The 14122-nt window shown below is 71.9% G+C and carries 12 protein-coding genes; 5 read left to right on the top strand and 7 right to left on the bottom strand.

Annotation, left to right across the window (positions count from 1 at the left end):
• Positions 1-75 precede the first annotated feature (75 nt).
• Positions 76-2067 (top strand): cytochrome c oxidase subunit I, encoded by a 1992-nt coding sequence (gene ctaD, locus ACIBEF_RS30645; protein ID WP_396796833.1) that lies wholly within the window; start codon positions 76-78, stop codon positions 2065-2067.
• A 64-nt stretch (positions 2068-2131) separates the two neighbouring features.
• Here ctaD and ACIBEF_RS30640 read toward each other — a convergent pair whose 3' ends face one another.
• Positions 2132-3280 carry a SigB/SigF/SigG family RNA polymerase sigma factor gene (locus ACIBEF_RS30640; protein ID WP_091408326.1) on the bottom strand — a complete coding sequence of 383 codons (1149 nt, stop codon included), beginning with the start codon at positions 3278-3280 and terminating at the stop codon, positions 2132-2134.
• Between the two features lie 222 nt (positions 3281-3502).
• Positions 3503-4945, bottom strand: coding sequence for a hypothetical protein (locus ACIBEF_RS30635; protein WP_396796831.1), 1443 nt, complete (start codon positions 4943-4945; stop codon positions 3503-3505).
• 145 nt (positions 4946-5090) lie between these two features.
• Here ACIBEF_RS30635 and ACIBEF_RS30630 point away from each other — a divergent pair, with 145 nt between their 5' ends.
• The gene (locus ACIBEF_RS30630) at positions 5091-5321 is read left to right on the top strand and encodes a CDGSH iron-sulfur domain-containing protein (RefSeq protein ID WP_355007868.1); all 231 of its coding nucleotides are present in this window, start codon (positions 5091-5093) and stop codon (positions 5319-5321) included.
• A 218-nt stretch (positions 5322-5539) separates the two neighbouring features.
• Here the strand turns inward: ACIBEF_RS30630 and ACIBEF_RS30625 are convergent, their stop codons facing one another.
• The 3 genes from ACIBEF_RS30625 to ACIBEF_RS30615 are packed head-to-tail and all read right to left on the bottom strand — an operon-like array spanning position 5540 to position 9558.
• Positions 5540-6637 (bottom strand): iron-containing redox enzyme family protein, encoded by a 1098-nt coding sequence (locus tag ACIBEF_RS30625; protein ID WP_396796829.1) that lies wholly within the window; start codon positions 6635-6637, stop codon positions 5540-5542.
• A 49-nt stretch (positions 6638-6686) separates the two neighbouring features.
• Positions 6687-8441 (bottom strand): thiamine pyrophosphate-binding protein, encoded by a 1755-nt coding sequence (locus ACIBEF_RS30620; RefSeq protein ID WP_396796827.1) that lies wholly within the window; start codon positions 8439-8441, stop codon positions 6687-6689.
• A complete protein-coding gene (locus ACIBEF_RS30615; protein ID WP_396796825.1) occupies positions 8434-9558 on the bottom strand; it encodes a Vms1/Ankzf1 family peptidyl-tRNA hydrolase in 1125 nt (374 codons plus the stop codon). The genes ACIBEF_RS30620 and ACIBEF_RS30615 overlap by 8 nt, the downstream gene beginning before the upstream one ends.
• Positions 9559-9700: 142 nt before the next feature.
• On the opposite strand from ACIBEF_RS30615, the gene ACIBEF_RS30610 reads away from it, so the two are divergent.
• On the top strand, positions 9701-10249 hold the full coding sequence (locus tag ACIBEF_RS30610) for a hypothetical protein (protein ID WP_396796856.1): 549 nt from the start codon (positions 9701-9703) through the stop codon (positions 10247-10249).
• A 59-nt stretch (positions 10250-10308) separates the two neighbouring features.
• On the opposite strand, the gene ACIBEF_RS30605 is transcribed toward ACIBEF_RS30610, so the two are convergent.
• Positions 10309-10647, bottom strand: coding sequence for a DUF3817 domain-containing protein (locus ACIBEF_RS30605; protein WP_355008027.1), 339 nt, complete (start codon positions 10645-10647; stop codon positions 10309-10311).
• Between the two features lie 152 nt (positions 10648-10799).
• Between ACIBEF_RS30605 and ACIBEF_RS30600 the strand changes: the two genes are divergently transcribed.
• Positions 10800-12278, top strand: coding sequence for a glutamate--cysteine ligase (locus ACIBEF_RS30600; protein ID WP_357206975.1), 1479 nt, complete (start codon positions 10800-10802; stop codon positions 12276-12278).
• A 34-nt stretch (positions 12279-12312) separates the two neighbouring features.
• Here the strand turns inward: ACIBEF_RS30600 and ACIBEF_RS30595 are convergent, their stop codons facing one another.
• Positions 12313-12699 (bottom strand): DUF2267 domain-containing protein, encoded by a 387-nt coding sequence (locus tag ACIBEF_RS30595; protein WP_396796824.1) that lies wholly within the window; start codon positions 12697-12699, stop codon positions 12313-12315.
• 343 nt (positions 12700-13042) lie between these two features.
• Here ACIBEF_RS30595 and ACIBEF_RS30590 point away from each other — a divergent pair, with 343 nt between their 5' ends.
• Complete coding sequence (locus tag ACIBEF_RS30590) at positions 13043-14032, top strand: LD-carboxypeptidase (RefSeq protein WP_396796854.1); 990 nt, start codon at positions 13043-13045, stop codon at positions 14030-14032.
• Positions 14033-14122 lie beyond the last annotated feature (90 nt).

Genomic DNA, 14122 nt, shown 5'->3' with positions numbered 1-14122 from the left:
TCTGGCCTGGTTACATGGTGCGAGGGTCGGGTAGGCACGCCCGTCCTTTCTGCCGTCACGACGGGGTGAGCAGCCATGCCCAAGCGGGTAACCACGGAACCCGGTCGCGATCGGGGCCCGGCGATCCTGGCACCGGCCCGTTTCGGGGGGTTTCCCGGAGCGGTACGGGCACCGGTCCCCGGCAACTCCCTGATCAAGTTCCTCGCCACGACCGACCACAAGCAGATCGGCCTGCTGTATCTGCTGACCTCCTTCGGGTTCTTCCTGGTGGCGGGGCTTCAGGCCATGGTGATGCGGGCCGAGTTGGCCCGCCCCGGGATGCAGTTCCTCTCCTCCGAGCAGTACAACCAGCTCTTCACCTCGCACGGCGCGGTGATGCTGCTGCTGTTCGCCACGCCCGCGGCGTTCGGGTTCGCGAACTACATCGTGCCGATCCAGATCGGCGCGCCGGACGTGTCGTTCCCCCGTCTCAACGCGCTCGCCTACTGGCTGTACCTCTTCGGCGGCCTCATGGTGATCGGAGGGTTCATCACCCCGGGGGGTTCGGCGGACTTCGGCTGGACCGCGTACAGCCCGCTCAGCGACGTGGACCACAGCCCCGGCGTGGGGGCGAACATGTGGGTGCTCGGCCTGGTCGTCTCCGGGCTCGGCACCATCCTCGGCGCGGTCAACCTGATCACCACGATCCTCACCCTGCGCGCGCCCGGCATGACCATGTTCCGGATGCCGATCTTCACCTGGAACATGCTGTTCACCAGCGTGCTGGTGATCCTCGTCTTCCCGCTGCTGGCCGCCGCGCTGCTCGCGCTCTCGGCTGACCGGTTGCTCAACGCGCACGTGTACGACCCCGCCACCGGCGGCCCGATGCTCTGGCAGCACCTGTTCTGGTTCTTCGGCCATCCCGAGGTCTACATCATCGCGTTGCCGTTCTTCGGCATCATCACCGAGATCATTCCGGTCTTCTCCCGCAAGCCGCTCTTCGGCTACACGGGGATCGTTCTGGCCACCATCGCCATCACCGTGCTGTCGATGACGGTCTGGGCGCACCACATGTTCGCCACCGGTCAGGTGCTGCTGCCGTTCTTCAGCATCCTGAGCTACCTGATCGCGGTGCCCACCGGTGTGAAGTTCTTCAACTGGATCGGCACCATGTGGAAGGGCCAGCTCACCTTCGAGACGCCGATGCTCTTCGCCATCGGCTTCCTGGTCACCTTCCTGCTCGGCGGCCTCACCGGCGTCCTGCTGGCCAGCCCGCCGGTCGACTGGCACACCCACGACAGCTACTTCGTGGTGGCGCACTTCCACTACGTGGTGTTCGGCACCGTGGTCTTCGCCCTGTTCGGCGGCTACTACTTCTGGTGGCCGAAAATGACCGGACGACTGCTCGACGAGCGGCTCGGCAAGGCGCACTTCTGGACGATGTTCATCGGCTTCCACGGCACCTTCCTGGTGCACCACTGGCTGGGCGCCGAGGGCATGCCCCGCCGGTACGCCGACTATCTGCCCACCGACGGCTTCACGACCCTGAACACGATCTCCAGCATCTTCGCGTTCATCCTCGGCCTGTCCACCCTCTTCTTCATCTACAACGCCTGGAAGTCCTGGCGGTACGGGGCGATGGTGACGGTGGACGACCCGTGGGGCTTCGGCAACTCCCTCGAGTGGGCCACGAGTTGCCCGCCGCCGCTGCGCAACTTCGACCGGATGCCCCGGATCCGTTCCGAGCGCCCCGCCTTCGACCTGAAGTACGGCCCGCTCGTCGCCGATCTGGGACGCGACCTGCCGCAGCGCACCACCAAGCCGCCGCAGCAGTTTGCCGAGGAGTTCCGGCTGGAGCACCACGCCCCGGAGTCGCCGGCCGCCGAGGGCGCGCACGGCGCGCGCGACGCGGTCGACTACCAGCCCGCGCCGCGCTCCGGGGCCCGGCCGGTGGACGTGCCGGAGCCCGAGGGCGTCCGCCGGCCGAGCTTCGAGCAGTCCGACCCGCCGCAGGACGCCGAGGACGCGCCGAAGCCGCACGAGCGCTGGCGCCACCCGCACAGCGACGGCAACACCGAAGAGCGCTGACCAGGGGTACGCGCGAAAGGGCCGACACCCGGCGGGGTGTCGGCCCTTCGCCTGTCCGTGGGTGTCAGTCCCGGGCCGGCGCCAGCCCGGCGGCGGTGAGTGAACGGCGTACCGCGGGCTGGACCCGGGTCAGCCGCAGCGGCACCCCGGTGCGCTCCGCCGCGTCCCGACCGGCCATCAGCGCGGCGATCCCACCGGCGTCGAAGCCACCCGCGCCGACGAGGTCGACGACCACCTCGCTGGGCTGGCCGGTGACCGCCTCCAGCATGGCCCGGCGCAGCTGGTCCGCGCCGTCGCGGTCGATCTCGCCGCCGACCTCGACCACCACCGAGTCGCCGTTCTGCTTGACCGAGATCCGGGTCTTGCCCGGGTCGGGTTCGGCGGCGCCGTTCTGCCACGGCGGCGGCGCGTCGGCGAGCATCGCCTGACGCAGCCAGGTGAGCGCCCGAGACAGCAACCGGGACACGTGCATCTGCGAGATGCCGAACCGGGCGGCGATCTCGGCCTGGGTCTGGTTGCCGTAGAAGCGCATCGCGAGGATCCGTCGCTCACGCCAGGGCAGTCGGTGCAGCAGACCGCTCACCGTCACCCGGTCGTCGACCGACTCCAACGCGTTGTCGGACTCGCCGACCAGGTCTCCGAACTCGGCGGAGCTCTCCCCGCCCACCGGGGCGTTCAGCGAGGCCGGGCTGTAGCCGGCCGCCGACTCCAGGGCGGCGAGGATCTCCTCCTCCGGGGTTTCCAACCGGGCCGACAGCTCGGCCACGGACGGGGCCCGGGACAGCTCGCTGGTGAGCGCGGCGGTCGCCTGCCCCACCTCGAGGATCAGGTCCCGCAGCCGGCGGGGCACGTGCACGCCCCAGGTACGGTCCCGGAAGTGCCGTTTGATCTCGCCCACGATGGTGATGGCGGCGTAGGCGGTGAAGGAGCCCCGTTCCGGGTCATAGCGGTCGACGGCGTTGACCAGCCCCAGGCGGGCCACCTGCTCCAGGTCCTCCAGCGGCTCCCCCCGCCCCCGGTACCGGCGGGCCAGCCGGCCGGCGAACGGCAGCGCGAAGCGCACCAGGTCGTCCCGGGCCTCCCCCCGCCGCTCCGGCGGCAGCCCGGCGATCCGGGCCGCGTACGCCATCGCCGCCGCGTCGAGATCCTCCAGACCCCGATCGTTTGGTGGTGGTGGGGTCGTGGTCGTGGTCGTGCTCGTCTGTCCGAACATCCGCGCCTCCCTCAGGAAGGTCCCCCGCCCGGATCGGGAAACCGGTCGTGCGCGTGGTCGAGCCACGCACCGGGCCGGAAAGTGGGTCAGTGACTGGGATGCCAGCGGGCGACAACGCCTCTACGCAGCGCATTCAGGCCGTCGCAGCCAGCGATGTTTCCGCTCCGTAGGTACTCAATCACGGGACCCCGGGTTCGCGAGGAAGTTTCGGCGTCCTCCGTCTCAGGAGACCGACAACCCCTGGTGGCCGCCGCTGTCGCGGAGCACGGCCAGCGCCTCGGCGACCCCCAGCGGGGGCGGCGCCGGCAGGTCGTACGGCTGGGCGCGCAGCACCTCGGTGGCGCGGCGGGTGGGCACCGAGGTGACCGGGTACCCGCGGGCGGTGGTGCGGTCCAGCGCCCGACGCCGCCGGCCGAACCCGGCGACGGCCAGCCACTGCGGCAGCCCCGCCAGCGCGGGTGAGCGCACCCCGGGCGGCTCGGGCAACACGTCCACCGAGCTGAAGGGCTCGCTGCCGGCCAGCCACCACTCGGCCTCGTCGACGCTGCGGCGGGTGGCGTTCTCACACCAGTACGGCACCAGCCCCGCCCGCACCACCTGCCACGGGTCGAGCAGTCGACCGCACTCGACCACCAACCGGTCACCGGTCTTGCCGGCGCGCCGCAGCCACCGCCGGTACAGGTCGGCCACGCCCGCGCTCAGTGCCGCCGGCCGGGGCACCAACACCCGGTGCAGCGGATGCTGGTGCCGGGTGGACCAGTCCCGCGCGGCCAGCTCGAAGCCCGAGTCGACGCCGTGCTCGGCGTACGCCGACGGCACGGACACCTCCGGCGGCTCCCAGCGGGTCGCGTCCCCGCCGACGGAGCGCAGCACCTGCCGCAACGCGTGGCTGTCCGGGTGGAAGTCCACCGGGTCCAGCCCACTTCCCGGGCAGCCGACCTGGAAGCTGTGCCCCGGTCCGCGCTCCAGCACCGGCCAGGTCCGTGCGTCGCGGACCAGCAGCACGGGGGCACCCGGCACCAGCCGGTCGGCCAGGAACCGCGCGTACGCGGCCGGTAGAGCCCTCCACGTGGCGGTCAGCGACACGGTCGCCCCGGTCAGCGCGCCACGGCTGGCCGGGCAGTGCACCTGGCGCAGGTGCAGGTCGGCGTTGGCGACGAGCAACCGGGTGGAGAGTGCCGCGCCATGCTCCGCGGCGTCCGCCGGACGGTCCACCGCGCCGTCGGACCAGTGCACGGTCATCTCGAAGCCCGCCGGCAGCCACGGCACCCCGAGGGCCACCGCGAGGTGCGCGGCAGCGCCGTGCGGAGAACCGATGAGCACCCCGGGGTAGCGGCGGCGGGGGTACTGGTCGACGAACCAGCGGGCCACCCTCGCGGCGTCCACCTCGTCGATCTGGGCCACGGTGAGCGCGACCCGGCCGGCGGCGCGGGTGACCGCGGCACGGCGTACCGGTTCGGGGGCGCCGGGGAACCGCGACGTCGGCCCGGTGTGCCCGAGGTCGGCGCAGTCGACCCCGCGCAGTGCCCGTGCGGTGGCGGCGACCAGCACCCGGGCGGAGCTGCCCGCGGCCACGACCCGGTCGCCGGCGAGACCGGCGCCATCAGCCGTAGGCCCCTTGTGCACCTTGTGCACCGGCCCCACCTTGCCTCGTTCGCTCACCACGCGGCCCGGCTTCCCGTCCCGATGGGGTTCAAACGGGGCATCACCCACCCGGCGGCACATTCCGCTGGTCAGCGGGGTGCCCCGGTCATCACCGGCGTTCGGCGGCTCGGGTTTCGCCAGGGCCAGGACGGGCACTTCCGGGGCCATGCGCACCGACGACACCAGCGAGCCAGCCGCCGCCACGATCACCCCGTACGAGGACGGACCGCTGCTGGTCCGCGGCGACTTCGCGTTGGTCACCCCGAACGGCGAGCGCATCGACGCGCGGCGGGGCACCGTGGCGTTGTGCCGGTGCGGCAAGTCGGCGCTCAAGCCGTTCTGCGACGGCACCCACAAGGCGATCAACTTCCGCGCCGGCACCACCCGCGAGGGCTGACGCCACATCCCCGCGTCACGCAGCGAGAGGGCGCGGAGGGGCCGCACCAGAGGCACGTCCCCCCTTTGCTCTGCACCCGCCCACGCGCCAGTTACGGACCGTGTGCGGCGCATGGGCGGGTGCAGAGCAAAGGGCGGACCCGGGGCGGCACGTCCCCCACTCGGCGGCAGGTCCCACCCGGGGCGGCTCGCCCCCCACCCGGCGACAAGCCCCTCGGATCAGACGAACGCGGGCGGGGCCACCTCGGGCGACGCGACGAGCGAGACCGTGGGCGGCAGGGGCGGCGGGGGCGGCGGGGCGGGTGTCCGCAGCGAGCTGCGGCCCGCGGCCCAGCTGTCCATCAGGTGCCCGGCGAACAGCCGGTCCACAGCGAGTCCGGCCGCCGCGCCGAACAGCACGTCGCGGGCGAGGGCCGGCTCGACGCGGACCAGTCCGCCGCACATGTCGTGCGCGGCGATCTGCTCGTGCACCGCGTCGGCCTCGACGTGCTCGTCGTAGAAGCGGGTGGCCACCTCGTCGAAGCCGAGCCGGCGCAACCCGTTGCCGTAGCGACGGTTGGGCAGCGAGGAGGTCATCTCGAACGCGGCCAGGTGCCCGAGCAGCGCGCCGCGCAACCGCCGGTGCAGCCCGAACAGCGACATCAGGTTGTTGGTCGCCAACGTCACCGCCGGCGCCACGTCGATGTGCGCGCCGTACGCCGTGTCCAGGCCCAGTCGCTCGAGGGTGCTCCGGAACAGCTCGGCGTGCATCCGGTCCAGCCGCCCGTTGCCGTACTCGTCGGTCTGGATCTCCAGGAGCGCGGCCTTGGCCGGGCCACCGAGGCGGGGCAGCGCCCAGCTGTGCGGGTCCGCCTCCCGCAGGTGATACACGGAGCGGTGGGCGACGAACTCGCGGAACTGGGTGAGGTCGGCGTGGCGTTGCAGCGTCGCGGCCAACGCCGGACCGTCGTCGGCGGCGACCACCTCGGCCAGGCCGGCCGCCACCCCGGCGGCGGGCACCGACGGCGTGCCGACCAGCCGACGCAGCGCCGCCTCGAAGACCCGTTCGCAGCGGGCACGCAGCGCCAGCAGCGTCGGCTGCCACTCCCACGACTCGTCCACCCCGAGCCAGCCCCGGTAGTGCAACTCGTAGCAGAGGAACAGCGTCAGCTGCAGGTCCTCGTCGGTGATCGGGTCCGCCAGGTGGAGGTCGACGCCGAGATCGGCCGGCAGGTCGTGCGGCGGGTGCCGCAGAGCCTCCACGACCGCTGCGGAGAGCGGGCCGCGTGCCCTCGGCACTGTCGCGGGACCGTAGCGGCGGTCGGCGGGCTCGGACATGGGACCTCCAGCGTCGTCGGGCCGCTACTCATGCCCTGGCCCGGGGTGGTTAAACGAGATCGTCGGCGCTCGCGGTGACCTCCACCTGCTCACGGACCTTCCGGGCCGGAGCACCCTCGGCGTACAGGCCGCGCAGGTCGGCGAAGGCGGGCTCCGGCGGTGCCAGCGACACCGCCGGGTCGACGACCGCCTCCAGCACGCAGGGACGGTCCGCTGCCAGGGCCTCGTCCCAGGCCGCGCCGACCAGCTCCGGACGGTCCACCCGCACGCCGTGCAGCCCCAGCAGCCGGGCCCACCCGGCGTACGGCACGTCGGGGCGGCGGTGGGTGGGGTCGGACGACGGTTGTCGCCCACCGCCCATGCCGTTCTGGTCCCGGTTGTTGAGCACCAGCACGACCAGCCTCGGGTCGCGCCACTGCTGCCAGAGGTGCGAGACGGTGATCAGTTCGGCGAGCCCGTTGAGCTGCATCGCCCCGTCACCCACCAGCGCGACCACCGGTTGGTCGGGCGCGGCGAGCTTGGCCGCCACCGCGTACGGCAGCGCGCAGCCCATCGAGCCGAGGGTTCCGCACAGCTGCGCGTTGACCCCCGGTGGCAGGGTGAGGTGCCGGGCGTACCAGTAGAGGACCGAGCCGACGTCGACGGCGACCGCGCCGGTGCCGGGCATCCGGGCGGACAGCTCCTGTAGGACGAGCTGCGGATTGACCGGGTCCGCGGCGGCGGCGGCCCGCTCGGCCGCGACCTCCCGCCAGCGGTCCACCGAGTTTTCCACGGTGGCGCGCCACCGCTGTTCGGAGCGGCCGCGCAACCGGCTCAGCAGCGCCCGCAGCGTCTCGGCGGCATCGCCGACCAGCGGAACGTCGGCCGGGTACCGGGTGCCGATCCGGCGGCCGTCGATGTCGATCTGCACCGTACGCGCCTGCTCGGGCATCGGGAAGTAGTCGGTCCACGGGTCGTTGGTGCCGACCATCAGCAGCGTGTCGCAACCACCCATCAGCTCGGCCGCCGCCGGGGTGCCGACCTCGCCGAGCACCCCGGTGTGGAACGGCAACCGCTCGTCGAGCACCGGCTTGCCGAGCAGCGAGGTGGCCACCCCGGCGCCCAGCCGGTCGGCGATCTCGATGATCTCGGCAGCGGCGTCCCGACCACCCTGGCCCACCAGGATCGCGGTCCGCTGGCCGCCGCCGAGCAGCTGCGCGGCGGCGTCCAGGTCCGCCTCGTGCGGCAGGACCCGGGCGAGCGGCTCGCCAGGGGTCGCCGTGATCACCCCGGCGCTGTACGACTGGAGGTCGGGTACCAGCGCCTCCTGCAACTGTCGGGGCAGCACCACGCACGTCGGGCTGCGGGTCGCCGCCGCCGTCCGGAACGCCTGGTCCAGCAGCGCCCCCACCTCGTCGGGACTGCGGCCGTACCGGACGAACTGGTTGCACACGTCCCCGAAGAGCCGGCTCAGCCCGATCTCCTGGTGCGCGCCGCCGAGCGGCCCGGAGATGTCCTCCCCGACGATGGCCACCACCGGTTTGCTGTCCAGCTTGGCGTCGTAGAGGCCGTTGAGCAGCTGGACGGCGCTGGGACCCTGAGTGGCGAGGCAGACCCCGATGCCGCCGGTGAACTTGGCGTGCCCGGTGGCCATGAACGAGGCGGTCTCCTCGTGCCGGGCCGGGATGAACGCCGGCTCGCCGCCGGTGTGGTCCAGCGCCTCGACCAGTGGAGCGATCGCCTCGCCCGGGTACCCGAAGGCGCGGGGTACCCGCCAGGCCAGCAGCCGCTCCACCAGGACGTCCGCAACCGTTCGGTCAACCATTGCCGCGCCCCGGTGTGCTGGGGTCGACATAGCGCAGTACCGCGCCGACGCCGTCGGTGAGGTCGGGTGCCTCGTCGGCGCCGAGCACGGTCAGTGCCGCGTCGGCGCCGACGAGCGCCCGGACCAGCGCCGCGTCGGCGCGTACCCGCTGCGGGTCGGCCACCGACATGGCGGCCAGCTCCCCCGGGTCGACGGCGATCTCGGTGGGTTCCGCGCCGATCCACAACTCACCGTTGGCCGACGGGTCGTCCACGATGATCATCATGTCGACCTGGTTGCGTTGCAGGGCCGAGACGACCGCGTCGAGCCCGCCGCCCACGTCCTCCTGCACGCCGAACTTGTCCAGCGCGGCGCTGATCCGCTGGTCGGCGATCTCCGCGATGGTCTGCACCGTGAGGTCGTCCAGCATCGTCTGGTCGGCGCCGCCGGCCCGCGACCCGGCATCGGTGCGGACCACCAGGTCCTGCCAACGTTCCGGCATCTGGGCGGCGATCATCCCGGTGGCTCGGACGTCACCGGCGACCACGACCACGTCCGCGCCGACCCGGTCGGCCAACTGCACGGTCGCCGCGGTGACGTCGCCGGCGTTCTGGTGCCACGCCTCCATGGCCGCCCGCTGGTAGCGCGACTGGGACCAGCCGCCGGGCTTCGTCCGTCGTAGCGGATACTCGTCCCGGCCGGCGACGTGCGCTCGTCGGGGCACCCCGCCGGCACTGACCGCCATCGCGTCGGCGCCGAGCCGGTCGGCGACCACACGTACCCAGGCCACCTGTTCGCCGCGTTGCGCGAGCAGCGGCATCACGTGCGGCAACGGGCCGACGTGGGCCAGGTCCCGCAGTGGCGGCGCGGACAGGTACTCGGAGAGCACCACCTGGCCGTGACTGGCGAAGACCGCCAGCCCGTAGTCCCCGACCATCGGATCGTGACCTCGGACCACCCGGTCCAGCGCGGCGATGTTCGCCTCGTCCGCCCCCTGTTCGGCCAGGCTGCGTTCCAGGGCACGCCAGCGCAGATCCAGTGCGGGTTTGGCGTCCTCCGTGTCCGCGGAGGCGTCCAGATACACCGAGCACCACGGCCCGGGACGGTCGTAGAGCGGGCGCAGGAAGGACAGCTGCATGCTCGACCCCTTTCCAGCTCGGCCCCCCGCTTACCCGGGTCGCGGGGGATGTCACCTTGCGGCCGTGAGCCCGTGACCGGGTTTCATTCACGTCGTTCAACCGAGGACGTCGATACGATCTGTGAACACATGCGAACTCTCGGTGGTGGAAATGGACAGCGGACTCGACACGCGACGGATCGTGCACCCGACGGAACGAATCGTCACCGGGCGGCTGATCCGCCTGCTCGACGGCTACACCCGTGAGGTACGCGTCGGTCAGCCGGTGCTGGTGGCGGTGCTCGCCGCGGCGGCCTTCGCCCGGCTGCCCGCGCTGCTGCTGCGCTCGCTCTTCTCGTTCGGCGGTGGTGGCACCCGCCGTCGCTGGAAGGAGCTGAAGCAGGGCCCGGAATACCTGGTCACGCCGGTGCGGCTACGTAACACCGCCGGCCAGCTCTGCGAGGTGGAGCTGCACGGGCACCTGCCGCAGAGCGCCCTGCACCCGGCCGACCAGGTGCAGCTCACCCTGCGCCCGCAACGCGACCCGGACTTGCCGCCCCGGATCGAGCGGATCGTCAACCTCACCACCGGGCAGTTGCTGACCCCCCGTACGGCGACGCTCTGGTCGCACCTAGGGCCGCCGCTGCTGCTGCAGGCGTTCCTGGGCACACTGCTGCTGGCCGGCGTAGCGGCCTGTTCCGCGCTGACCTGACCGGCCCCCCGACGGGGTCGGCGGGTCGGTTCAGCGGGGTGCGCGGGCGGTCCGGCGGCTCAGCCGACCGGGGCGGGCTCGCGGGCGGGTTGCCGGTCGACGCCGAGCATGCCCCGGCGGCGGGCCCAGCGCTCGAAGACCAGGGTGGCGAACGGCGGCACCGCGCTGGCCAGGGCCACCGCCGTGGCCAGCAGGCTCCACCGGTGCAGCCGGGCCACCGCCAGCACCAGCAGGACGTACGCGACGAACAGGCCGCCGTGGATCGGACCAAAGATCTTGACGCCCAGCTCGTTGTCCGGCGGACCGTACTTGACCAGCATGCCGACCAGCAGGGCCAGCCAGGAGCAGGCCTCGGCGATCGCCGCCGCGACGAACAGCCGGGTCACCTTCTCGCGCATCCGCACGCCACCACCTCTCGGGGCGCAATGCTATCGGTCCGCGCTGGCTGGGCTAACAGGGCTGGCAGTTGGGTAGGAAAGGGGCCTCGGGTCTTCCCCGCCCGCCGACAACGTGCGAGGTTGGGGGGACCAGCGGTGACAGGGTGGTGACCATGGGCGAGGACGTCGGCGTACGAACCTTCAGTCGAGAGGATCGAGCCCGATACCGCGACAAGGTCCGCCGCTGCCTGGACGTCTTCGCCGAGATGCTGCGCGAGTCGCGCTTCGACCTCGACCGGCCGATGACCGGCGTGGAGATCGAGCTGAACCTGGTCGACGAGACGTCGAATCCGACGATGCGCAACGCCGACGTGCTGGCGGCCATCGCCGACGAGAGCTTCCAGACCGAGCTGGGCCAGTTCAACGTCGAGATCAACGTGCCGCCGCGCCGGCTGACCGGCACCGGCACCGCCGACTTCGAGGAGTACGTGCGGGCCAGCCTCAACGCCGCCGAGGTGAAGGCCCGGGCGATCGGCGCGCACATGGTCATGATCGGCATCCTGCCGACGCTGCGCCCCGAGCACCTGACCGCCGAGACGCTGTCGGCCAACCCCCGCTACAAGTTGCTCAACGAGCAGATCTTCGCGGCCCGCGGTGAGGATCTGCCGATCGCCATCAGCGGGGTGGAACGGTTGGCGGTCACCGCCGACACGATCACCCCGGAGGCGGCCTGCACCAGCACCCAGTTCCATCTTCAGGTCAGCCCGGCCCAGTTCGCCGACTACTGGAACGCCGCCCAGGCGGTGGCCGGCATCCAGGTCGCGGTCGGCGCGAACTCGCCGCTGTTCTTCGGCCGGGAGCTGTGGCGCGAGACTCGCATCCCGCTGTTCCAGCAGGCCACCGACACCCGGTCGGAGGAGATCAAAGCCCAGGGGGTACGCCCCCGGGTCTGGTTCGGCGAACGCTGGATCACCAGCGTGTTCGACCTGTTCGAGGAGAACGTGCGCTACTTCCCGGCGCTACTGCCGGTCTGCGACCCGGAGGACCCGGCGCAGGCCCTCGCGGCCGGTGAGGTGCCCAAGCTGGCCGAGCTGCGCCTGCACAACGGCACCGTGTACCGGTGGAACCGCCCGGTGTACGACGTGTCGCGGGGCCGACCGCACCTGCGGGTGGAGAATCGGGTGCTGCCCGCCGGTCCGACCGTGCTGGACACCATCGCCAACGGCGCCTTCTACTTCGGGTTGGTGCGCGCCCTCGCCGAGTCGGACCGGCCACTGTGGTCGCAGATGTCGTTCAGCGCCGCCGAGGAGAACTTCACCAGTTGCGCCCGGCACGGCATCGACGCGCAGGTCTTCTGGCCCGGTCTCGGTTACCTGCCCGTCAGCGAGCTGGTGTTGCGCCGGTTGCTGCCGATGGCGCACCACGGTCTGGACCGGTGGGGCCTCGACCCGGCCGAGCGCGACCGGTTGCTCGGCGTCATCGAGCAGCGCTGCCTGACTGGCCGCAACGGCGCGACCTGGCAGGTGGAGACGCTGCACCGGTTGGAGTCGACCGACCACCTGGACCGGCCGGAGGCGCTGCGCGAGGTGGTCAGACACTACGTCGACCTGATGCACAGCAACCGGCCGGTGCACGAGTGGCCGATTCCGTGAGCACACCGGACGGGTGGCCCGATCAGCGCGGGGCTCAGCCTCGCGGGGTGGGCACCCCGAAGAGGTCGATGATGCCGCCGGGCAGCTGGGCGAGCAGGTCGTGTCGCTCGTCGTCGTTCAGCGCCTCGGCGACGGTACGCAGTACCGCCTGGGCGTGTTGACGCACCTGGTCCGCGTTCGCGACCTGCTCGCGATCCCCGACGTTCTTGAGGAACTCGCCGACGTCCCACCGGCGGCCCTGCGGGTTGCGGGTGACGGACCCGTTCAGCCGGTCCGGTAGCTGTGCCGCCAGGTTGTCCGCCTCCTGGCCGGCGAGCCGTTCACCGAGCACCGACAGGACGGCCTGTACGGACCGCACGGCCTCGTTCTCACCGAGGCCCGCGCGCTGTCGTACCGTGGCGATCATCTGCTCGTACTCCATGCCCCGCTCCTTCGGTCTCGTCGGCATGCCGTCAGGCGTGCCTGTTGACGAACGGGGCGAATTCCCAGGCTCCCCGGCGACAAACGGGGTCACGGACGGATCCGGACTCCCCGCCATCGGCGGGCGGGGCCTCACAAAACATGCCAGTCACGCCACTTGTGGACCCCCACACCGATCGATGTCTGTCATAGGCTGTGGCAGCTCGCACACATCGTCTGATCACGATGAGGGGACGCCGGTGGCCACTTCTGAAACAGACCCAGCCACGATCGAGGGGCCCGCGCGAGTTCCCCTGTCCCGTCGGCACATCCTGCGGGTGGGAGCGGCGGCGGCCGGTGGGGCGGTGCTCGTCGGCTCGGCGGAGGCCGCGGCAGCGCAGGCCGCGCCGGTCGGTGCGAAGCGCGTCGTGCGGGCACCGGCGCTGGCACCCGGTGACCGGGTCCGGGTGGTCTCGCCCGGCAGCACGCCCGACCCCACGAACATGGCTCGCGGCATCGAGATCCTGCGGAGCTGGGGCCTGGAGGTCGAGCTGGGCAGGCACGTCTTCACCAAGTACGGCTATCTGGCCGGCACCGACGCGCAGCGGCTGGCCGACCTGAACGCCGCGCTCACCGACCCGGGCATCCGGGCCGTGTTCGCCGCACGCGGTGGTTACGGCACGCAGCGGATCGTCGACCAGATCGACGTGTCCGTTCTGCGCCGCGACCCTCGGGTGGTCGTCGGCTTCAGCGACATCACCAGCATCCACGGCAAGCTCTGGCGCGAGACGGGCCTGGTCACCTTCTACGGCCCCATGGTCAACTGGAGTGACGCCCGCACCGGCCCCGAGTCGGCCGAGGCGCTCCGCAGGGCGGTGATGACGACCGCACCGGTCACCATCTCCCGGGACCCAGCCGAGACAGCCGCTTCCGTTGTGGTGCCGGGGCGGGCATCGGGGCCGCTGCTCGGCGGTTGCCTGACACTGATCTCCACTTCGCTCGGTGCGGAGGACTCTCCGAAGTTCGACGGTGCGATCCTCTTCTTCGAGGACGTGGACGAGGCTCCGTACAGCATCGACAGCATGCTGACCGAGCTGCGCCGGGTGGGCGTGCTGCACAGGGTCGCCGGCGTGGTCGTCGGCCAGATCACCAACAGTGTCGCCGAACCGGGCGAGTGGGACGCGGCAGCGGTGCTCAAGGACCGCCTGTACGACCTCGGCGTGCCGGTCCTGGGCGGGCTACGGCTGGGGCACGGCAACGGGCAGCTCACCGTTCCGCTGGGCTCGCACGCCACGATCGACGCCGCGGCAGGGACCCTGACGGTGGAGCCGGGGGTGCGCCCGCGCCAGGCCTAGACGAGTAAGTCCTAACGACCCCGGGGTGTGGGCATAGACGAAGGGTGTTGAAGATCTGTTTGTGACGACAGACCTCAACACCCTTCTGAC

Source organism: Micromonospora sp. NPDC050795 (assembly GCF_044456785.1).
Taxonomy (GTDB): Bacteria; Actinomycetota; Actinomycetes; order Mycobacteriales; family Micromonosporaceae; genus Micromonospora.
This window is presented reverse-complemented; position numbering and strand designations above follow the sequence as displayed.